Here is a 20254-nt window from a genome sequence, read left to right on the forward strand (position 1 = left end):
CACTACCAAAACCTTAGTTCGGGAGGGGCATCTTTAACCCAAAACACTTAGCAAAATGACAGACGTAAGTACAGAGCATCCAGACAGACTACCTGCTGTTGAACTTCTGGAGCAGGGGCGCAGCATATCATTCAACAAAGACTGCCTGGGCGATGTAAGGGTGAGGCGTAGCGTGAACAATGGCCCCTGGGACACCCTGACGGAGCAGGCAAGGTCGCCGTACGTAGACCAGGATTATTTTCCGGCAGGCACTCATTTGCTGTATGAGGTGGAGCTGGAGCAGAACAATGAACGGAAGAAGTATGAGCTGGAGGTGTCGCTTTAGAGAAATGCCCCCAACAGTGCTACCCGCCAGCCTGGGCCTGTCTAACCAGCCTTAAGTAGGCGCCTCTTGCCTTTTCTTGCAGACGGAGAGGATATAAAATACAGTACAAAGCCTGAGACCACCGTCATCAGGCCAAAAATGGAGAATGCCTTCAGCAGGATATTCCCGAAATTATCCCGCCCCTCATAGTCCATGGTGTGCAGCATCCACAGGAAATCGAACACGCGCCATTGGTCGTGGCGAATGGATTGAAAGGTACCTAGTTCCGCCGCTACATAAGCTGTGCATTCGGCAGGCTGGCTGAGCGTGATGGCCCACACCGGAAGCGGTTTATGGCGGTACTCGTGGTGCGATCCCACTTCGGTCAGGTACACCGCTTTTTCAACCTTGAACGGGCCTGCTAGCTGGCTTTTGGCAACGGCAATAGCCTGGGCTTCGGTAAGCGCGGGTAATAGGGAGCCGGTGGCGGCATTTGCTAACTGCACTTTTATGTTGGAGGCTTGGCCTGCAGCGTGCGCTCCTGCCTCATGCGCTGCGTGGTCTGTACTTCCGGAAAAATAACGAAGCTGGTAAACTGGCTCCCCTCCCAGCTCAATTACCTGAATGGAAAGGATGGAATCTACCTGGCTCTCCGCCTTTAGCTTATCCAGCACCACCTGCGGCGAAACCATACTAACAGATGCAGGGATATGTCTCTTTTCTTTCCGCAGGTGATCCCCATGCACTTCGTCAATGTCATTCCAGCTGAAATACAGTCCACCGACTGTCCATAAGAGGAATTGCACCCCAAGTATAAGCCCCAGATAGCGGTGCGATTTGCGGATATAGTACTGTTTGCTCCTTAGCTTCATATAACTAATATAGCGATTTAAGGAAATTACTTTCACTCAGGCAATATAGATTTTATGATAAGGAATCAAGTATGGAGGCTTCCTCCTGATCCATTGCAGAACCCATCCTTCGTTTCTGTTTAAAGTATGAAAACACCCCTCTTATACTTTTGCATCCGCTCTAATTTAAGTTTAGGATGAAAGTATAAGTCTCATCAGGCAAAGTATAAATCCCTGCCTATCCTCTTCTCCGGCAAACACATTCGTGCTTTTTTTGATGTATAGATTTATTTTATGTTGTAGTTTTACCTAAAAATAAAGCCGAAGATCAGCAACACGGCCTCTGCACCTGCTCGGGCGGTGTGGCCTTCGCTTGCTGGAACCTTAACCTAAACCTGCAAATGAACAATACACTATACGAATTCGGAATGGTTGGCCTTGGCGTGATGGGCCGTAACCTGGCGCTTAACATGGCCGACCATGGCGTCGCGGTGATTGGCCTGGATCTGGACCCGGAAAAAGCCGGCGCGCTCGAAACAGAGGCCGGGGCAGGCAAACCGGTCCGTGGTACCACCTCCGCCGAAGAATTCGTGAAGTCGATACGCAGGCCGCGCGCGCTGATGCTGCTGGTGCCGGCGGGCAAGCCTGTGGATATGGTCATCGCCAGCCTGCTGCCCCTGCTGGAGCCGGGCGATATTATCGTGGATGGCGGCAACTCCTACTTCCCGGACACCGACCGTCGCGTCACGGAGCTGGCCGAGAAAGGGATCCACTTCTTCGGGATGGGGATTTCCGGGGGCGAGAAAGGCGCGCGTTTCGGCCCAAGCATGATGCCGGGCGGCAACCGCGAAGCTTACGAGCGGCTGCGCCCTACCTTCGAGGCCGTGGCCGCCAAGGTTAACGGCGAGCCATGCGTCACCTACCTGGGCAACGGCTCAGCGGGCAACTATGTAAAGATGGTGCACAACGGCATCGAGTACGGCATTATGCAGCTGATTGCTGAAACCTACGACCTGCTCAAGCGCGGGCTTAATTTTTCGGATGAGGAGCTGCAAGCTGTTTTTGAGCAGTGGAACCAGACAGAGCTGCAATCTTTCCTGATCGAGATCACGGGCGAGATCCTCAAGAAAGAGGACGAAGTTACAGGCAAGCGCCTGGTGAGCGTGATCTCCGACAGGGCCCGCTCCAAAGGCACGGGCAAGTGGACCTCCCAGAATGCCATGGACCTGCAGGCGCCCGTTCCGTCCATTGATATGGCCGTGCTGATGCGCGACATGTCGAAGTATAAAGAGGAGCGCGTGGAGGCGGCCAAACTTTTACCAAACCATACGTTGGGGGCAAGTACAGTTGCTCAGCGAGACGAGCTTGTGAACCACCTGCGTAACGCTTTTTACTTTGCCATGGTGTCTACCTACGCGCAGGGCATGGCCCAGCTGCGCCTGGCGTCCGAGGCCTACAATTATGGCCTGCAACTGCAGGAGGTGGCCAAGATCTGGCGCGGTGGCTGTATTATCCGTGCCGTGTGCCTGGAGGATTTCCGGCAGGCGTACGATAAAAACCCTGAGCTGCCGAACCTCCTGCTGGACCCCAAAATCGGCAAAGACCTGCTGGACCGCCAGCAGGACATCAGAAGCATCCTGAAGCTGGCCATCGACAAAGGCATGCCCATGCCTGCCTTTATGGCCTCGCTCAGCTACTTCGACGCCTACCGCAGCGAAACTCTGCCGACGAACCTGATACAGGCACAGCGCGATTACTTTGGTGCGCACACCTACGAGCGCATCGATCAGGAGGGCCTTTTCCATACCCAGTGGAGCTAACGTGCCTGCTTCGGGGTAGTCTTTTTAAAGCGGAAATACAAGATCTGAAGAATCCATACTTTACCTTTGCATAGCCACGGGCGGCTGAGACAGCTTTTTGCCGCCTTCAATACCTATTACATAACACCTAATGAAAGAAACCCATAAAACGGGCCCTACCATAGCCGTGATATTCGGCGGTACAGGAGACCTGGCGAAGCGGAAGCTCATACCTGCCTTTTACAACCTGTTTCTGGATGGATGGCTACCCGAGCAATTCGCCGTCATCGGCCTGGGTCGCTCGGAGTCCGACGACAAGGATTACCAGCATCACCTGCGCGAAGGGCTTGGCGAGTTCTCGCGAAGCGGCAAGCCGGCTGACGTGCAGTGGGAATCATTCCAGAACTCGATCTATTACCTGTCATCCGACATCAACGACCCGCAGGCTTACAGGCAACTGGCCGATAAGATCGAGGGCATCGAGGCCCTGTGGGGCACGCGCGCCAACAGGCTGTTCTACCTGTCGGTGTCGCCACGTTTTATTGAGCCCATCACCATCAACCTGGGACTAGTTGGCATCGCCAGCAACCCGGAGCACGACCGCATTGTGGTGGAAAAGCCGTTCGGCCACGACCTGGAGTCCGCCAAAGAGCTGAACCAACTGCTGACCCGCACTTTCCAGGAATCACAGATCTACCGCATCGACCATTACCTGGGCAAGGAAACCGTGCAGAACATCCTGGCCTTCCGTTTTGCCAATGCGCTCTTTGAGCCGCTTTGGAACAGGAACTACATCGAGTACGTGCAGATAACGGTGGCCGAGGAAGTGGGCGTGGAAGACCGCGGCGGCTATTACGAATGCGCCGGCGCCCTGCGCGACATGATCCAGAACCACCTGCTGCAGTTGCTGTGCATGGTGGCCATGGAACCGCCCATTTCGTTTGAGGCAGAGGAAATCCGTAACCGGAAAGTGGATGTGCTGCAGGCCATTCGCCGCCTGTCGCGCGAGGAGGTGGGCAAATATGCCGTGCGCGGGCAGTATGGTCCGGGTTGGATGAAAGGCCGCCAGGTGCCTGGCTACCGGCAGGAGGCCGGCGTAGACCCGAACTCTACAGTAGAGACTTACGCGGCCATTAAGTTTTACCTCGACAACTGGCGCTGGCAGGGTGTTCCGTTTTACCTGCGCACCGGCAAGCGCATGCAGGAGAAGACGACCTCTATTACGGTGCAGTTCCGCTCGGTGCCGCACCTTACCTTCCCGTCGGCCATGTCCGAAAACATCCTGCCAAACCGCCTGATCATCAACATACAGCCGCAGATGGATATCCGCCTGCGGTTCATTGCCAAGAAGCCGGGACTGGACATGGCGCTTACACCAGCCGAGATGGTGTTCGACTTTAACGCCTACTCGCACCAGTCGCAGTCGCCGGAGGCGTATGAGACACTGCTGCTGGATGCCATGCAGGGCGATGCAACCCTGTTCATGCGCTCCGACCAGGTGGAAGTGGCTTGGGATGTGATCACGCCCATACTGGAAACCTGGGAGTCGCGCCCATCGCTGGAGTTCCCGAACTACCCGGCCGGCATGTGGGGCCCCGAAAACGCAGAGGCGCTGATCGCCCGCAAGGGCCATACTTGGACCGTAGCCGTAACGAAGTAGAACCTAAACAAGGATAGCATCATGGTAACCATTTTCAAAGATACCTCCTACCTGAGCCAACGAGCCGCCGAGTTGTTTGTAGACGCAGCGCAGGAAGCAGTGCAGAAAAACGGGCGCTTTACCGTGGCCTTAACCGGCGGCTCCTCCCCCAAGGAGCTGTACCAGTTGCTGGCAAAGGCCCCTTACAAGGATCAGATGCCGTGGGAGCAAACCTACATTTTCTGGGGCGATGAGCGCTGGGTGCCTTTAACGGATGATCGCAGCAACGCCAAAATGGCCAAAGAGCTGCTGCTCGACAAAGTACCGGTACCGCAGGAACAGATCTACCCGATGTGGGAGGACATGGAGCCGCAAGCGTACGCGCAGAAGTATGAGCAGATCCTGAAAGATCATTTCAAAGGCCAGGTGCCTGCTTTTGATCTTATACTCTTAGGTATGGGAGATGATGGCCACACTGCCTCCTTATTCCCGCACACGGAGGTGCTGCAGGAGCAGTCGCGTTGGGTGCAGGCTTACTACCTGGAGCCACAATCGATGCACCGCATCACACTTACGGCGCCCCTCCTCAACCAGGCAAAAAGAATTCTGTTCATGACCTTCGGGGAGAACAAAGCCAAGGCGCTGTACGAGGTGCTGGAGGGCGAAAGAAACCCGGAGGAATATCCCTCGCAGCTCATCAGGCCGCAACAGGGAGAAATCTACTGGTTTGTGGATGATAAAGCCGCCTCGCGGCTGGAGAAGTATAAATAAGCATGATCGGCAGCCTCTTCGTTTTACGGAGAGGCTGTTTTTTTATACTTTGGGATGAACATCCATCCGACAGCAATACAAAGTATAAAACGGGAAGTCCCTCCTGCCCTGCCTCTACCCAGAAAACAGGAGCGGGAGCTTTCAGTAGTATCGGGTCCAACCACCCCTGCCCCTCCTTAGCTTTTTCGAGGGCCCCTACCCCCAGGAGGGGGGGCTGAAATTGCTTTAGCGAAAGTATAGGTTTCATAGTCACTGGTATCGCGCGGACAGGTCACGACCTGTCCCTACAGATGTAAACCCACCCCTTAGCCCCTCCGAGGAGGGGAATTATCCGCAGACGATTACATCCCCTTGCCCCCTTCAAAGGGAGACTACCCCGCCCCAACCCTCCCCTAAGAACAGGGGAGGGAGCTCTGTTCAAGTTCCGTCAGCAGCGGCTATCGAAATGATACCCAGTCTTTGGGTTGAGCGCCTATGCGAGTTTTTCCGGTGGCGAGCGTGAGCGAGTCATTGCGACGCAGGAGCAAAGGAAAAGCTCCCAGCGCGATGCCCTTATCGAGGGCCCCTACCCCCAGGACGAGCCCTCTCGGGCTTGAGAGCACCAAAGCCAGAAATGAAACGAGCAGGCTGTAAAGCTGAGGATCAGCGGGAGCTAGTAAGGATAGCTTGGTTAAGGTTGAAGGAAGCAGCGGCTAGGAAAGTATAAAGTATAGCCAGTGTATGAATCAGCAAGTATAAACTGGCAAGTATAAAAGTAATAGCCTAACTGAAGTGAAAGTGTGGCGTTTCAAGCCAGTCGGGTTGCAAACCAGACGCCATCGTAGGATACAAGTCTGAAGACCTGCACCATGAACAAGGCAAAGGCACAAGCGGACGCTTGCGCCAGGGAAAGTATAAACCGGCAAGTATAAAGGTATAGCCCAAGTATAAGGTATGGCTTTTCAACCCTACAGAAGGTTGAAAACAAAGCATATATAGCTCCGATCAACCCAAAAACAGGAAGCACGTTTAAGCACTTGAACCTAAAGACCTATCCCTATGAGCTTTATCTTTACCCACACGCTGCACCTTGCTCTTTCTATACTTTGTGCCTTCTCTCCGCCCACAGCCACTCAGTCCGATGGAATATTACGAACCGGGCAGAAAGCACAGCAGCAGGAGGCGCTGAAGGGGGCCTGGCAGCTGACCTCCGGCGCAGGCCAGTTTGCTACCCTGCCAAAAGGCGCCACGGCCGTGGCCATGCTGGAGGACGGTTACTTCACCGTGGCCTACTTCAGCGAAGCAGACAGGAAGTTTATCGGCACCTTTGGCGGCACCTATACATTAAAGGACGGAAAGCTGACGCAGCAGCTCGAGTATAATACCTTGGATTCGGCCGTGGTGGGCACCTCCAACACACTTGATTATACTTTGCAGAACGGGCAGCTGCAGCTAAGCGGCGATAACCTGAAGCAGACCTGGGCCAGGACAGACAAAAACACAGCCTCGCCACTGGAAGGCGCCTGGCGCATCACCGGCCGCGCCGGACAGGATGGCAAAGTGAACCCGATCCATACCACCGGCCCGCGAAAAACACTCAAGATCCTTTCCGGCGACCGCTTCCAGTGGATTGCCTTTAACACCGAGACTAAGGAGTTCTCCGGCACCGGCGGCGGCACGTATACCGCCGAAAACGGAACGTACACCGAGCACATCGAGTTCTTCTCCCGCGACTCCAGCCGCGTGGGGGCCAGCCTCAGTTTCGACTTTGAAGTACGGGACGGCAAGTGGCACCACAGCGGCACCAGCAGCACCGGCAAGCCCATCAACGAAGTATGGGAGCGCCTGTAGCGCTACCCAAAAAGACACCCGGATTCATACTTATTTGGCGTGCAGGCGCAGTGGCCGAAAAAATAAATAAGTGATTTTAATCCGCTTAAAAATGGCTTTGTAAAATATTTATCGTACATTGTAAGAAATAATGAACAAATACACCGCCATTTATGTAGTAGGTGTATAATAATCAACATAATATGAATCAAGGAACAGTAAAATTCTTTAATGACTCGAAAGGGTTTGGGTTTATTAAGGAAGCAAATTCAGATCAGGAGTACTTCGTACACGTATCAGGTTTGGTACACGAGATCAAAGAAAATGACGAGGTAACTTTTGACCTGCAAGAAGGTAGAAAAGGACTAAACGCGGTTAACGTTAAGCGTGCTTAGTTTTAACATACAAGTTATCCTAAAAGAGCCTTACGTTAAGTAGGGCTTTTTTATTTACCTGCGGATGCAGGCACCGCCTGCTGCTTTCCGATCGTTATACCTTTAAACCACTTCCATGAATAGAAAATATATAGTAGACCCCACCACTCGCGAATACATATGCGTAGCACTAAAGAAGGGACAGGATTGGATACCTAACAACCAGGAAGCGCTGCAGGAATTTATGAGCTCGCGCTCAGAAGAGTTAAGTACCGAAGAAGAACTGGTGTCCGGCGAGTTTAACGATAACACTTTCTTTGAGAAGTGGATCCGCAACGGCACCAACTACATGTTCCAATATTAAGGATTTTAAACCCTATGGGGCATCCGGCAAGTATAATAAAGAACATCAAAGATCATTAACAATATATGGGTAGATCACAGGAAACCTTTAGTAAAAAAGAAAAAGAGAAGAAACGCCTCAAGAAGAGGCAGGATAAGGAGCAGAAGAAAGAGGACCGGAAGGCTTCGTCCAGCAAGGGCCAGGACCTGGAGGACATGCTGGCTTATGTGGATGATGAGGGCAATATTACCTCTACCCCGCCAGACCCAACCAAGAAGCGGAAAGAGGTAAAGCAGGAAGACATCCAGATCGGGGTGCCGAAGCAGGAAGACCTGGAGCCGACTGACCTGACCAGAACAGGAACGGTGACCTTCTTCAACACCTCGAAAGGCTATGGCTTTATAAAGGACAGCGACACGCAGGAAAGCATTTTCGTGCACCAGAACGACCTGAGCGGCCCTGTAAAGGAGAACGACAAGGTAACGTTTGAGGTGGAGAGAGGCCTGAAAGGCCTGAACGCCGTGAATGTGAAGATCGCCTAACACAACCTCTTAAATCAGTACCTTTCGGTTCTATAGCCGAAAGGCAGGAGTAGCTTTATCGGTGCCCCAACGGGCACCTTTTTTTTGCCCTACCCGCCCGGTTCTGCCCGCCCTATTTATTCTTTGTGCCGCCTCCGCACCACCTTCCTGCATCTCAATTTCAACATATATCTCATGATCAGCGTATTACCAACACCGCCGGCTGCCTGCTGATTTGCGGGCGCTGCGCCAAACCTAAACTATGGAAAAAACGATCTATCGAGATGGCTGAAATCAATATTGAGAAAAAGAAGAAATCTATGTGGCCCTGGTTAATTCTGCTGCTGGTAATTATAGCACTGATCGTCTGGGCACTGTATGAACTGACGAACGAACCCGATGAAGTGGAGTTCCAGGAGGCCCCTGCCACAGGCATGGTAATCCCTGCCGAAACGCAGCTTGCCTCTCATGCCATTACAGTAGTATAAAAATGAAACTAAGAAAGCAAAGCTATGAAAAACGAGGATTTTAGAAACGAGCGCCTGGTGCCGCTAAGCGCCATGAAAGACTATAAAGTGGCCAAGGATAACCCGGATGTACTGGGCTGGAGAGTGGTTGGGGCCGACGGCGAGAGCCTGGGCATGGTTAGGGACCTGATCTTTGACCCGGCTGCCATGAAGGTGCGCTACCTGGCCGTGTTGGCTGATCGCAGGTTCTTTAACACCGGCGACGACCAGCGGCTGCTGGTGCCTATCGGTGTGGCCGCGCTGGATAAGAAAGGAAAGAAGGTGTTTGTGTCGGCCATAGACTCCAACACCGTAAGCAACTACCCTGTTTACCAGGGCGGGCCGATTTCCGAGGACTATGAGTATGCCGTTCGCGATACCCTGCAGCGAAACCAGCGCGCCACCATGCCGGGCACCACAGCAGAGCACCGGGAAGAGTTCGACGAGGCGCTGCACGAGCAGAAAACACGTTCCGGCAATATTCCCAGCGATTTCTATAACGACGCCTCCTTCGACGAGGACCGGTTTTATACATCGGACCAGGAGGTATACCGCGAGAAAATCTACTCCACCCGGGATTATGATGAAACGCTAACAGATCCGTCAGACACAGACCTTCGCCACGAGGAAAGGGGGCCGAAATCCGTGGAAGAGTCTATCTCTACCATTGAAAGGCTGGAGCACCTGCGCGAGAAAGGCTCCATTACGCAAGAGGAATTTATACTTCTGAAGAGGCGCGCCCTGGACCTGTAAGCGCTGCGTTACTTCAAGTTGTAAAGCCACATCGTTCACAGCGATGTGGCTTTGCTTTTTGCGGCTTCCTGTACTTCCTCCGGCGGCTCTTAAGCTGCAAGCGGCGCAGATGGGCAGAAAGAAGGAAGTATGGTCTTCGAGCAGGCTTGAGTGGCAATGATCACAGACTACGAAATTCTACCGAACTATCTTTGTACGATAAAATGGAGCGACACCATGCCTCCGGAACAGAACACAACTAGATTCGCAAAGTATAACCGAAAATAACCGATCCAGACCATAAAAGTAAAGCAACTTAATGACAAGGGGTTAGCTCATCTCTCTTACGCCATCCTAAGCGAGCAGACCAGGGAAGTGAAGCTGGTAGACCCGGCCCGTAATCCGGAGCCCTACTATGATTTCGCCTCGGAAAATGATGCCCGCATCGTGGGTGTGATCGAGACGCACCCGCACGCGGATTTCTTGAGCTCGCACCTGGAGATACACAAGAAAAATAAGCGCCACCATTTATACCCATACCCTGGTGGGCGCGTATTATCCGCGTGCCCCCTTCATTGAAGGGGGGCGTTCAACATCCAGAACGGGGCCAAATTTGATGGCTGGGTAGCAACGTGGGCCCCGGTGAAAAGTTTTATCTGGTGGCAGACAGTGGGCAGGCGCTCTCCGAGTTAATCGGCAAAGCAGCCAAGATCGGCTAGGAGCTACTTATAAAAAGGGCTTTTGTCGTGGAGGGCGTCACGGAAGAACAGTCTCCGCTCATATCCCTGGAGGATTTTAAGCGCAGCCCTGAAAAGTATACCGTCGTGGATATACGCAACGAGTCAGAGGTGAAGGGTTGTAAGTTTTTTGACAAGGCGGTCAACATCCCGTACCGGAGTTTCGGGAGCGCGTGGAAGAGGTTCCTGCAGACAAGACCGTGGTGATGCATTGCGCCGGGGGCTACCGCTCCGCAGCCGGTTTCAGCATCCTGCAGGCGTCCCTGCCCCAAACGCAAGTGTTTGACCTGAGCGAAGCTGTCAACGAATTTAAGAACAAGCCAAAATAAGCAAAAGCTGCATAAGTATGCAGTGCGGGCGCTACCGGTGTCCGCACTGTTTTTTTATCCGTACCTTAGTCCAAACAAGCGCTTATATGTTGCTTAAATGGAAAAACTGAACAGAGACACCGGGGTTTAGGAGATAGAGGAGTAGAGGGTTAGAGCGTTTGTTTCAACTGCTCCTTTTATGTGAGAAGTATAGATTATTTTATACTTTCGGCCTCTGAAAAAGTATAAATTTCTCCTAACCCTACTACGTGTTAAGAAAAATAATGCCACCGATTTCCAGAAGACAAAAAGGTTTACTTATCGGGAATATTGCTATCCTCCTTAATCCTCTAACTCTCTTACTCCTAAACTCGCAACTCTCTCTGTGATAATAGTCACTGATGCGGGCGGACAGGTACTGTACCTTTACATCATTAAGTAACAAGAAAAACAACAATGGAAATTTTTGGATACGTGGCTGCACTCTTCATCGGGTTCTCGCTGGGCCTTATTGGTGGCGGCGGTTCTATTCTGACGGTTCCGGTACTGGTATACCTGCTTGGCCTAAGCCCGGTTATCGCAACAGCCTACTCCCTCTTCATCGTGGGCCTGACCAGTTTGGTAGGCAGCTATAAGTTTTACAAAAACGGGCTGGTGAGCCTGAAAACAGCGACCGTGTTTGGCCTGCCCTCTATCGTGGCAGTTTACCTGACGCGGCGCTACATCGTGGCGGCCATCCCTGAAAACATCTTCTCTATCGGCAACTTAATGGTCACCAAAGACCTGTTGCTGATGCTACTCTTTGCCGGCCTCATGGTCTTTGCCTCCATCAGCATGATCAGGAAGAAAAGATCGCCCGCGCTACCAGTGGACGAGAACATAGACACCGCCCCCGGGGTAAGCAGCCCTAACGGCAAGCACCCGGAGCCCCGCTTCAACTATGGCGGCATTTTAGCCGAAGGCCTGGTGGTAGGCACGCTCACGGGCCTGGTGGGAGCAGGCGGCGGCTTTTTGATCATCCCGGCGCTGGTACTCTTCAGCAAGCTGGACATGAAAATGGCGGTAGGCACATCCTTGCTCATCATCGCAGCAAAATCACTCTTCGGTTTTGTGGGCGATATCTTTAACTATGAGATCGACTGGCTCTTCCTGGTAACCTTTTCCGCCATCTCTATCGCCGGCATCTTCGTTGGCACATTCCTCTCTACCAGGATCCATGCGGATAAGCTGAAGACTTCCTTTGGTTGGTTTGTGTTGGCCATGGGCATTTACATCATCGGCAAGGAGCTTTTCTTTTAGCCACCGGGTTCTGTACCGCCATAGAAGTATAAAAAACCTGAACGGAAGTATAACGTCAGGTAAGCGGAGGTGAGTTACCGCGGCATCCAGAAGCATTTGAGGAACTGGCCGCATTAACCCGGTGCACGGGCTAGTTGCTCAGGAACTGAATTCTGCTTTCTGCGTGGCTGCCGGAGTTGTCTGTGGTCCGCGCTTGTGTGGTAAGGCGCATGTTCGTAATTTGTTTGCCAACCATACGTTTATACCTGCCAGGTTTATTTTATGAAAAGCCACCTGCTCCTGTTTCTGAGTGCTGTGCTCCTGCTCTTCACGCTGCCGAAGAGCGGTAATCTTTATGGCATCAGTGGGGTGGAGCAGAGCCAGCAGGTGAAAAAAAACTGCGCGGCGGGGGCACTGAAGCGGCCTTGTACCCGTAAGTGCCTGAAACACCAGACGCACTCCGGTCAGCGCGGGGCGGGCACCGTGCTAACCGACTGCAGCCAACCTTTTTACGCCCTTGCTCCCGCACCGCAGCAACAGCCCTCGTTTGTGGCTGAACCCGCGCAGCAAGAGGCGCGACTGCCAAGCGGCAAGCCCCACTCCCCTTTCCTTCAAATAGAACCTGACCCACCGCGCCTCTTATAGGAAATACACCCGCAGCTTATACTTTTGTATGGGGTGCGGCTAAAGTATGTCCCTACTACCGGACCAATTCTTGCGCACCTGGCCCCTGGTTAACGGAATTTACCTGCATGCTAAGGTTCGGGTGTGGCACAGTTATCGCATTATTTCAACTTCAAGAATCAACATGGCTAAAAATAAATTTTCTATCAAGAACATACCTGGCTGGGCGGTGATGCTCGGCATATTCGGCATTTTATACCTCACCGGCCTGCACACAGAGGCTATCGGGCAGGTACAGCGCCTGCTGCTGGCCACCGGCATCCGCAATGCCGATGTGCCGGAGACGCTGCAGAACCCCGACGCAACAGCAGTGGAGGAAGCATCTGCTGCAGCCGGTTCATCCATGGCCGGTGCCGGCTTTAAAATGCTAGACCTCAACGGCAAAACAACCAACTTCGAGAGCCTGAAAGGCAAGGTTATTTTCCTGAACATCTGGGCTACCTGGTGCCCACCCTGCGTTGCCGAGATGCCGAACATCCAAAGCCTCTATGAAAAGATCGGCTCCGACAAAATCGCCTTCGTAATGCTCTCCGTGGACGAGGGAGGTATGGAAAAAGTAAAGAAGTACATAGATAAGAAAGGCTATACTTTCCCGGTGTACATGCCGGGCAGCCAGTTCCCCAGAGAGTTCTATTCCAACGCCATTCCCACAACCTTCATCATTTCGCCGGAGGGTAAAATAGTGGCCAAACAGGAAGGCATGGCCGACTATGATACCAAGGAAGTGCGCGAGTTCCTGCAAGGGCTGGCTAAATAAACAAGGCATACAGGCTGCCCTGAACAGTGCCGGGGCAGCCTGTATACTTAGCTTTGCGCTTCGGCAATCACACCTTCTGCCAGTATGCTGCCACGTGCTTTTGCTGTGGGCGTGGTACCTGTAGCCCAGGAGCCGCGAAAATCAGCAGAAGGCTGAACAGGAGGAATTAACCTATAGGCAGGGGCTTGATAACCTATAAATTCCTATATTTACAACAGTCAACAACTAAACAACAGCATGTATACAGGATTACAGCATTTACACTCGTTCATGACCTATCTGGTACTGTTAGGTCTGCTCATCAGCTTTGGCGCTGCTGTGGCAGGCTTGTCGGGCAACAAAATCTATACCGACAAAGACAGAAAGCTTGGCTTGCTGGGTCTTATTCCGACGCACCTGCAGTGGGTGATCGGGGTGATCTTATACTTTGTATCGCCACTAGGCATGGCAAACTTCTCCGGCGAAGCAATGGGAGACTCTGTTTCCAGGCTTTATATTCTGGAGCACCCGCTTACCATGATCATTGCGGTTATCCTGATCACGGTGGGTTACTCGCGCGCCAAGCGCCAGATCGGCACCGACAACAAAGGCTTTAAGAGCATTGCCATCTTCTACGGCATCGGTCTGTTCCTGATACTGCTCCGTATTCCATGGAACGCCTGGCCAGGAAACTAAGCCCGCCCAAGTATAAAAGTATAACAGCCGCTCTGCCTACTGGTGGAGCGGCTGTTTTTTTACCCTCCCCTAAGAACAGGGGAGGGAGTTTGTACTTACAAGTATAAACCCACCCCTGGCCCCTCCGAGGAGGGGAATTATACTTACTCCTTTCCCTGTCCTCTCGAGCAGGGCGAGAAATCTAGCGGGAATTCTAAAGAGATCTCTCCCAAAGGTCGAGATGACAGCAAGGGCGGGAGCTATCGAACTGAACCCAGTCCTTGGGTTGAGCGCCTTGTAGATTTACGGTTTCGCTTCAGCGAAATTGCGGAGACCGTAAGGTCAAGCAAAGGAAATGTACACCGCGCGATGCCAAAGGACGAGCCCTCTCGAGCTGGAGAGCACCAATGTCAGAAATGAAACAATACAGGTTGTAAAGCCGTGGAGGAACGGAAGCTAGCAAGGATAGCTTGGCTCAGGTTGCGGCAAGTAGAGGCTCATAGAAGGCACAAGCGGACGCTTGCGCCAGGGAAGCAAGTATAGCCCAAGTATAAATCAACAAATTAATATCAAAACAAAGTGGTTTATACTTTTACGAGCAGCTATAAGCTATGACAAACCCTGTTCAGCCGCCCTACGTCTGTTTACTAAAAAAGGTTTTCGGAATACAATAATAGATTTGTATATAGGTTTTAGTAGATAACTGCGTCGTGCTGCCACATCAACCCGGGCGATCTTTAGCATGGGGAGGCGGCACTTCTTTAACCATGAGTAGCGTACCATGATCATAACGTTTATACTTACCCTGTTCGGAGTTTTTGGAACACTCACCATACTGGCGTACCTGCGGCAGGTAGAGGATAAGATGCCCGAACTGATGAAACAAATGGAGGAGCCTGAGGACCAGGCGTACCACCTCCCACAGCACAACAAGACCCGCAGAAAAATGCGCCACAGCCTCATAAAAATGAAGCGCTACTACTGCCGCAAAAGAAGTACCTCCCTGCTGCGCCGCAGGTATACCAAATAAGGCGCTGCGGTTAGAATGGTTTCAAGACTTTATACTTTCTTGCTAGGTTTTAAAACCGGAGCGTAGTTACCACGGGTAAATGGTCGGAGGCGTAGTGCTCGGGGAGAACCTGCTGCGACACCACCATAAAGCCGGATGCCTTGGTGAAGGCGATAAAATCAATGGCGCGGGTGGGCACGTCTACCTTCTGCAGCGCCACCAGGTCCGGGTTCTGCTACTGGATAACACGAGCAATAGCATCCAGGTCAATCACGCCTGCTCGGCTGGGTGGGTTAACGTGGTGGATGTTGTAACTCATGACCCGCAGTTCCGCTACCTGTTCTTGTCTAGCAGCCTTTTTACCGGCGCAACTCGACACGGCCACGCTGGCGGCAAGTATAAAAGTAAAAAGTATAGCGAGTGGCTTCATGGTAATAGTATAGCTGGTGTTCCTCCCCGTAAGCTAGAAAATATATCAGGCTTTTGCCATGTACTTACCCCATCCCCTTTCCAATCATAGCGGAAATTCTATGCTTTTATATTTATAGTGCTTTATTTTGGAGTATATTGATTATGATGTGATGGATAAGTACAAGTAAATTTCCAATAATTATACTGATGCCGTCAGAGCAGCTATAGGTGTCAGGCCTGTGCTTCCCCGCCGTTGTTGGTGTTATCATCAACAACGGCGGCAAACACTAACACCTCCGGGAACACCCACACCGACAACGGCGGGATTCCTTACTCACCCGATCGGCAGGCAAAAGAAAATCACACCAAACAAGAAGCAAACCTGCACTCTCCGGTATTCTACATATCCCAGATTACGTAAACTAAGATTATTACTTTTACGAGGTTATCTGGGAGATAATATGGGAAGCAAAGCGCAATGGCATCGGATTGGGAGAATGATGCCATAGGCCAGACGATTATGGGTTGGATTAGGATAAAATAGATACCGGTAGCGGGCTACAATTTCCATTTTCACTACTGTGCTATCAGCAATATAATTCCTATGGAAGCATGTGGCGGGTTTTAAGGTATTGTATGAATAGCTTTCTAGTATTGTTATATGACTAAATTTTGCCTCTCTTTTAGTGTGTTGCTACTTATAGCACAGTCTTTATACGCGCAGGAGTCAGAAATCAGAAAAAGTATGATGGATAGCACATACTCCGGTAACAATCCCATCATTCAGGGAGCTACGGCAGAAAAACTCTTGAATCTGAGAGAAAGATTAGATTTTAACTTTCTTTTTCGAAGCTCGGCAGAGTTTCCAAGCGGTTCTTCCAACCAGGCGTCCATTAAGTTGAACGAGGCGCGAATCGAGCTGAAGGGAGACATTACGCAGGATTTGAGTTTTCGCATTAGATACAGACTATACAGGAGCTTTGAAGCGAATAGCCTGGATAACGCCCCCAGCGCGGTAGACCATGCTAGTGTAACGTACCGGTTTGGGCAGGAGAAGAAGTGGCATCTGACGGCAGGAAAACAGGCCGCTAATGTGGGCAGTTGGGAGTTTGATACGAACCCCACTTTTGAATACCAGTATTCCGATTATGTAGCCAGGCAGCTGAATCTGTTTCTTTTGGCTATGGAGTTGGGTTACGAGGTTACCGATAATCACTCCATCCAATTGCAATTGCACAACACGTATAATCAGGGCTTCAACACAGTTTTCACTTCGACGGGCTACGCTAAAAACGGGTTGGAGCCGGCAAAAGTACCTTTCGGGTTATACGTTACCTGGCTGGGCAACATGTTTGATGACAGATGGCAGGCTTTTTACAGCTATAATGTGTCGCAGTTTGCCGAGGATAAAACAGACCATGCCGTATCCATTGCCAATAAGGTGGTACTCGACAGGTTTCATGCCTACCTTGATGTACAGAGCACCTACCTCGCCGTAGACTATCCCAATATCGGGTCACCCGCTGTCAACGAACTACTGGCATCCTCCCCGGCATTCACACCCACCTTTCTGGAAGACATCAATTACAGGTCTGCCATACTTCGGGTAGATTATGAGTTTATACCCAAGTGGTTCATAACAGCCAAGGGCTTTTATGAAACGGCCAGCCACCGAAAAGATAACAGTGACATCGGAGACGATTTCAGGGAGCATTACGGCTATTGGGCGGGTCTGGAATATAAGCCTGTTGCCGATCAGGATATGCGACTGTTTACCTATTATTACTACAATACTTCCCGCTACAACAATGCTGTGGAGGGTATAAACGCAGATCAGAAACTACACTTATTCGCCATTGGCGTGCTATATTTTGTAAACATCCTTTAACCGGCTCCAGGTGTTTCGGCATCATAAGGTGACTTTTCCTGCTGTTGTGGGCGGCGTGCCTAGCAGCAGCTCAGGAGGTTTATATGCAGAATGCAGGGGAAGTATGAATAGATAAACGACTCTCGGGGCGCGAATACAAGCGAGCAGTTCCGGTGCACGGTTCGGCCCGTTCGCTCCCTCTTTCAACGCGAGACCCATATGCTGGCAGGCAATCCTCTTCAGTTTAGGTCCGGCTACGCCACCAAAGGGGTAAGGCAGCACTGCGGTCAGACCTGAGCAGAACAAAACCTGTCCTGCAAAGTATACATAAAGGACATCCGGTACGCTCGCTGCGGGGATTGCTGTTGATCTGTACTTGCCCTCACCCAAAACGTTACCCTGGTTCTATGTTACTTCCGGCTTCCATTCCGCTACTGCTTTTGCTGCTTTTTTTTCCTGCGCAGGAGCAGGATGCTTACAAGCAAGAAAGGGAAAAGATGGTGCGCCAGTCTATAGAAGGCAGGGGCATTACGAACAAAGCTGTGCTAAGAGCCATGCGCACGGTAAAGCGGCATTTGTTTGTGCCCCCGGACCAGATTTCCTACGCCTACGACGACAACCCCTTGCCCATCGGCTCCGGCCAGACCATTTCCCAGCCCTTTATGGTGGCCTACATGACGGAGGTGATCCAGCCAAAGCCGCACATGAAAGTGCTGGAGGTTGGGACTGGGAACGGCTACCAGGCGGCTGTGTTGGCTGAGATCGTGCAGAAGGTTTACACTATCGAGATCATACCTGAACTGGGAGAGTCAGCGGCTAAACGGCTGCAGAAGCTGGGCTATGAGAACGTGGAAGTGAAAGTTGGCAACGGCTACCACGGCTGGGAAGAGCATGCCCCCTTTGATGCCATTGTGGTTACTGCAGCAGCCGAAGCAGTGCCCCCGCCACTGGTAGCGCAACTGAAGGACGGTGGCCGCATGGTAATCCCGGTTGGCCCACAGAAGAGGGCTCAAAACCTGCTGCTCCTCGAGAAAAAGAAAGGCAAAGTTACCACCCAAAAGCTCATGCCCGTGCTGTTTGTGCCTTTTACGGGTGGTGACAAAGAGTAGGCTTATATTTTGGATAAGGGGTTTTCAGTTTTAGTTGATGGTTTAAGAAATCTCTCTCCGAAATATGATGGCATCAGCAGTGCCTGGCCAAGTCCCTACACGTGTAAACCCACCCCTAGCCCCTCCGTGGAGGGGAACTTAACCTCACCCCAACCCTCTCCTAAAAACAGGAGAGGGAGTTTAACGATACCGGGTCTAACCACCCCTGCCCCTCATTGGCTAAGGAGGGGAGCTCTGTTGTTACTTTGGCTATAGTATCAGTTTCATAGCAACTAATAGCATCATCAGAGGATCATCATCCCCTTGCCCCCCTTCCAAGGGGGACTTGGCTGAAGCTGCGTCAACGGAGGTTATCGAACCTGATCCCAGTCCTTGGGTGGGGGTAGGGGCCTTCGTATAAAGAGCGCCTTGTAGATTTCGGGCTTCGCTTTAGCGAAATTGCGGAGACCGTAGGTCAAGCAAAGGAAATGTACACCGCGCGATGCCAAAGGACGAGCCCTCTCGGGCCTGAGAGCACCAAAGCCAGAGATGTAACGATAGGTATGTTAACCTGGAGGATCAGCACAGGTTTGGAAGGATAGCTTGTGTCCAGTTGCAGAAAGCATCGGCTAGGACAGTATAGCCAAAGTATAAGCAAAGTATAACCTGGATCTCGGAAATAAAAGGCACGGGCTGCAAGCCCGCGCCAGCGAAAGTATAAACCGGCAAGTATAAAACCTATACCTATACCTTCACCACTACCTTCCCCACCGACTGTCCTCGCTGGAAAACCCTGATCGCTTCATGCATCTGGTCAAACCCATACACATGCCCGATGTGCTGTGGCTTCAGGTGCATTGCCTGGAGTTCGCCGAGCAACTGGTGCATCATGTCCGTTTGCTCGTACAGGTAGATTAAGTTAAAGCCCATCAGCGACTTGTTTTCCGTGGGCAGGCGCAGCGGGTCTATCTTGGGGCGGCGCAAGAATTTCCAGATCAGGCGGGGATAGTTGGGCTTTGCCCCGTGGCTGGAGAAGCTGGCGTTTCCGTACACCACCATCCGGCCCATTGGGGCCATCACCTCCCATCCTTGTTTAAGTACCTTGCCCCCAATGCACTCCATGATCAGGCGCAACGGGCGGTCACCGAGAGCCTGTTCCAACTGTACACCAAAATCTTTATCACGAAGTATTACCGCATCGTAAGCCTCTTCCTCCCGCAGAAAATCCACTTTACTGGCCCGGCCAACCGTGCCAATGGTAAAGGCGCCATACTTTTTGCAGATGCGGTTAGCCAATATACCTACCCCTCCTGCCGCACTATGGATCAGTACCGCCATGTCCTGCTGCAGGTTGCCGAGCTGGGTGAGTGCGTAGTAGGCTGTGAGCCCCTGCACCAGGAATCCGGCCCCTTCCTCAAAGCTCCATTCATCGGCGAGCGGAATAACATAGCGGTGGTTGATGTTGATGTGGGACACATAGCCGCCAAACCTGGTGGCACCCATTACCCGGTCGCCCACTTTCCATTCCGTCACCGCCTCGCCCACAGCTATTACCTTGCCCGAGAATTCCAGTCCCGGAATAAAAGGCCCTTCAGGCGTAGCGCTGTAGAGGCCTTGCATGGCAAAGATATCGGCAAAGTTCAACCCAATGGCTTTCACCTGCACGCATACCTCACCAGCTTTGGGAGGCGACAGATTTTCCGTTTGTAGCCGGAGATCACGTATGGAACCGGCTTTCGGCATGCGGTATACCTGGCGTTCGAACATAGGCCTGACTTTAGTGGTTGTGTTTAAATGATGCTCCTTAAGCGC

General features: G+C 51.9%; 23 protein-coding genes. 19 read left to right on the forward strand and 4 right to left on the reverse strand.

Annotated features, from left to right (window positions below; translation table 11 throughout):
* Positions 1–55: 55 nt before the first annotated feature.
* A complete protein-coding gene (locus OH144_RS08715; RefSeq protein WP_266205911.1) occupies positions 56–325 on the forward strand; it encodes a hypothetical protein in 270 nt (89 codons plus the stop codon).
* A gap of 41 nt (positions 326–366) precedes the next feature.
* On the opposite strand, the gene OH144_RS08720 is transcribed toward OH144_RS08715, so the two are convergent.
* Positions 367–1176 (reverse strand): PepSY domain-containing protein, encoded by an 810-nt coding sequence (locus OH144_RS08720; RefSeq protein WP_266205912.1) that lies wholly within the window; start codon positions 1174–1176, stop codon positions 367–369.
* Between the two features lie 380 nt (positions 1177–1556).
* Between OH144_RS08720 and gndA the strand changes: the two genes are divergently transcribed.
* The 16 genes from gndA to OH144_RS08800 all read left to right on the forward strand — a co-directional run bounded on the left by gndA (position 1557) and on the right by OH144_RS08800 (position 15097).
* Entirely contained in the window at positions 1557–2975 is a 1419-nt protein-coding gene (gndA, locus tag OH144_RS08725) for an NADP-dependent phosphogluconate dehydrogenase (RefSeq protein WP_266205913.1), read from the forward strand.
* Positions 2976–3105: 130 nt separating this feature from the next.
* Positions 3106–4614 carry a glucose-6-phosphate dehydrogenase gene (gene zwf / locus OH144_RS08730; RefSeq protein ID WP_266205914.1) on the forward strand — a complete coding sequence of 503 codons (1509 nt, stop codon included), beginning with the start codon at positions 3106–3108 and terminating at the stop codon, positions 4612–4614.
* Between the two features lie 21 nt (positions 4615–4635).
* Complete coding sequence (gene pgl / locus OH144_RS08735) at positions 4636–5364, forward strand: 6-phosphogluconolactonase (RefSeq protein ID WP_266205915.1); 729 nt, start codon at positions 4636–4638, stop codon at positions 5362–5364.
* A 1038-nt stretch (positions 5365–6402) separates the two neighbouring features.
* Entirely contained in the window at positions 6403–7194 is a 792-nt protein-coding gene (locus tag OH144_RS08740; RefSeq protein ID WP_266205916.1) for a membrane or secreted protein, read from the forward strand.
* Between the two features lie 182 nt (positions 7195–7376).
* Positions 7377–7568: a cold-shock protein gene (locus OH144_RS08745; protein WP_266205917.1), complete on the forward strand. Its 192-nt coding sequence runs from the start codon at positions 7377–7379 to the stop codon at positions 7566–7568.
* Between the two features lie 115 nt (positions 7569–7683).
* The gene (locus tag OH144_RS08750) at positions 7684–7911 is read left to right on the forward strand and encodes a hypothetical protein (RefSeq protein WP_266205918.1); all 228 of its coding nucleotides are present in this window, start codon (positions 7684–7686) and stop codon (positions 7909–7911) included.
* A 65-nt stretch (positions 7912–7976) separates the two neighbouring features.
* Positions 7977–8432: a cold-shock protein gene (locus tag OH144_RS08755; protein ID WP_266205919.1), complete on the forward strand. Its 456-nt coding sequence runs from the start codon at positions 7977–7979 to the stop codon at positions 8430–8432.
* A 263-nt stretch (positions 8433–8695) separates the two neighbouring features.
* The gene (locus OH144_RS08760) at positions 8696–8899 is read left to right on the forward strand and encodes a hypothetical protein (protein ID WP_266205920.1); all 204 of its coding nucleotides are present in this window, start codon (positions 8696–8698) and stop codon (positions 8897–8899) included.
* A 24-nt stretch (positions 8900–8923) separates the two neighbouring features.
* Positions 8924–9670 carry a PRC-barrel domain-containing protein gene (locus OH144_RS08765; protein WP_266205921.1) on the forward strand — a complete coding sequence of 249 codons (747 nt, stop codon included), beginning with the start codon at positions 8924–8926 and terminating at the stop codon, positions 9668–9670.
* Between the two features lie 354 nt (positions 9671–10024).
* Positions 10025–10228: an MBL fold metallo-hydrolase gene (locus OH144_RS08770; RefSeq protein WP_266205922.1), complete on the forward strand. Its 204-nt coding sequence runs from the start codon at positions 10025–10027 to the stop codon at positions 10226–10228.
* Positions 10229–10559: 331 nt separating this feature from the next.
* Entirely contained in the window at positions 10560–10715 is a 156-nt protein-coding gene (locus OH144_RS08775) for a hypothetical protein (protein ID WP_266205923.1), read from the forward strand.
* A gap of 435 nt (positions 10716–11150) precedes the next feature.
* Positions 11151–11993, forward strand: a complete 843-nt coding sequence (locus OH144_RS08780; RefSeq protein ID WP_266205924.1) for a sulfite exporter TauE/SafE family protein — start codon at positions 11151–11153, stop codon at positions 11991–11993.
* 261 nt (positions 11994–12254) lie between these two features.
* Entirely contained in the window at positions 12255–12617 is a 363-nt protein-coding gene (locus tag OH144_RS08785; protein WP_266205925.1) for a hypothetical protein, read from the forward strand.
* 163 nt (positions 12618–12780) lie between these two features.
* Positions 12781–13413, forward strand: a complete 633-nt coding sequence (locus OH144_RS08790; protein ID WP_266205926.1) for a TlpA family protein disulfide reductase — start codon at positions 12781–12783, stop codon at positions 13411–13413.
* Positions 13414–13650: 237 nt separating this feature from the next.
* A complete protein-coding gene (locus tag OH144_RS08795) occupies positions 13651–14088 on the forward strand; it encodes a hypothetical protein (RefSeq protein WP_266205927.1) in 438 nt (145 codons plus the stop codon).
* Positions 14089–14848: 760 nt separating this feature from the next.
* Positions 14849–15097 (forward strand): hypothetical protein, encoded by a 249-nt coding sequence (locus OH144_RS08800; protein ID WP_266205928.1) that lies wholly within the window; start codon positions 14849–14851, stop codon positions 15095–15097.
* A 49-nt stretch (positions 15098–15146) separates the two neighbouring features.
* On the opposite strand, the gene OH144_RS08805 is transcribed toward OH144_RS08800, so the two are convergent.
* Together OH144_RS08805 and OH144_RS08810 are read right to left on the reverse strand one after the other, a co-directional pair.
* Positions 15147–15296, reverse strand: a complete 150-nt coding sequence (locus OH144_RS08805; RefSeq protein ID WP_266205929.1) for a hypothetical protein — start codon at positions 15294–15296, stop codon at positions 15147–15149.
* A gap of 15 nt (positions 15297–15311) precedes the next feature.
* Positions 15312–15506, reverse strand: coding sequence for an endonuclease/exonuclease/phosphatase family protein (locus tag OH144_RS08810; RefSeq protein ID WP_266205930.1), 195 nt, complete (start codon positions 15504–15506; stop codon positions 15312–15314).
* A gap of 726 nt (positions 15507–16232) precedes the next feature.
* On the opposite strand from OH144_RS08810, the gene OH144_RS08815 reads away from it, so the two are divergent.
* Together OH144_RS08815 and OH144_RS08820 are read left to right on the forward strand one after the other, a co-directional pair.
* Positions 16233–17375, forward strand: coding sequence for a porin (locus OH144_RS08815; RefSeq protein WP_266205931.1), 1143 nt, complete (start codon positions 16233–16235; stop codon positions 17373–17375).
* 386 nt (positions 17376–17761) lie between these two features.
* Positions 17762–18463 carry a protein-L-isoaspartate(D-aspartate) O-methyltransferase gene (locus OH144_RS08820; RefSeq protein WP_266205932.1) on the forward strand — a complete coding sequence of 234 codons (702 nt, stop codon included), beginning with the start codon at positions 17762–17764 and terminating at the stop codon, positions 18461–18463.
* A 723-nt stretch (positions 18464–19186) separates the two neighbouring features.
* On the opposite strand, the gene OH144_RS08825 is transcribed toward OH144_RS08820, so the two are convergent.
* Entirely contained in the window at positions 19187–20209 is a 1023-nt protein-coding gene (locus OH144_RS08825; RefSeq protein WP_266205933.1) for a synaptic vesicle VAT-1 family membrane protein, read from the reverse strand.
* Between the last annotated feature and the right edge of the window lie 45 nt (positions 20210–20254).

Origin of the sequence: Pontibacter kalidii (assembly GCF_026278245.1) — a bacterium.
Lineage (GTDB): Bacteria > Bacteroidota > Bacteroidia > Cytophagales > Hymenobacteraceae > Pontibacter > Pontibacter kalidii.

Coding starts and splice junctions, on each gene's coding strand:
- OH144_RS08715 (WP_266205911.1), top strand. CDS start 56: ATGACAGACGTAAGTACAGAGCATCCAGACAGACTACCTGCTGTTGAA.
- OH144_RS08720 (WP_266205912.1), bottom strand. CDS start 1,176: ATGAAGCTAAGGAGCAAACAGTACTATATCCGCAAATCGCACCGCTAT.
- gndA (WP_266205913.1), top strand. CDS start 1,557: ATGAACAATACACTATACGAATTCGGAATGGTTGGCCTTGGCGTGATG.
- zwf (WP_266205914.1), top strand. CDS start 3,106: ATGAAAGAAACCCATAAAACGGGCCCTACCATAGCCGTGATATTCGGC.
- pgl (WP_266205915.1), top strand. CDS start 4,636: ATGGTAACCATTTTCAAAGATACCTCCTACCTGAGCCAACGAGCCGCC.
- OH144_RS08740 (WP_266205916.1), top strand. CDS start 6,403: ATGAGCTTTATCTTTACCCACACGCTGCACCTTGCTCTTTCTATACTT.
- OH144_RS08745 (WP_266205917.1), top strand. CDS start 7,377: ATGAATCAAGGAACAGTAAAATTCTTTAATGACTCGAAAGGGTTTGGG.
- OH144_RS08750 (WP_266205918.1), top strand. CDS start 7,684: ATGAATAGAAAATATATAGTAGACCCCACCACTCGCGAATACATATGC.
- OH144_RS08755 (WP_266205919.1), top strand. CDS start 7,977: ATGGGTAGATCACAGGAAACCTTTAGTAAAAAAGAAAAAGAGAAGAAA.
- OH144_RS08760 (WP_266205920.1), top strand. CDS start 8,696: ATGGCTGAAATCAATATTGAGAAAAAGAAGAAATCTATGTGGCCCTGG.
- OH144_RS08765 (WP_266205921.1), top strand. CDS start 8,924: ATGAAAAACGAGGATTTTAGAAACGAGCGCCTGGTGCCGCTAAGCGCC.
- OH144_RS08780 (WP_266205924.1), top strand. CDS start 11,151: ATGGAAATTTTTGGATACGTGGCTGCACTCTTCATCGGGTTCTCGCTG.
- OH144_RS08785 (WP_266205925.1), top strand. CDS start 12,255: ATGAAAAGCCACCTGCTCCTGTTTCTGAGTGCTGTGCTCCTGCTCTTC.
- OH144_RS08790 (WP_266205926.1), top strand. CDS start 12,781: ATGGCTAAAAATAAATTTTCTATCAAGAACATACCTGGCTGGGCGGTG.
- OH144_RS08795 (WP_266205927.1), top strand. CDS start 13,651: ATGTATACAGGATTACAGCATTTACACTCGTTCATGACCTATCTGGTA.
- OH144_RS08800 (WP_266205928.1), top strand. CDS start 14,849: ATGATCATAACGTTTATACTTACCCTGTTCGGAGTTTTTGGAACACTC.
- OH144_RS08810 (WP_266205930.1), bottom strand. CDS start 15,506: ATGAAGCCACTCGCTATACTTTTTACTTTTATACTTGCCGCCAGCGTG.
- OH144_RS08815 (WP_266205931.1), top strand. CDS start 16,233: ATGATGGATAGCACATACTCCGGTAACAATCCCATCATTCAGGGAGCT.
- OH144_RS08820 (WP_266205932.1), top strand. CDS start 17,762: ATGTTACTTCCGGCTTCCATTCCGCTACTGCTTTTGCTGCTTTTTTTT.
- OH144_RS08825 (WP_266205933.1), bottom strand. CDS start 20,209: ATGTTCGAACGCCAGGTATACCGCATGCCGAAAGCCGGTTCCATACGT.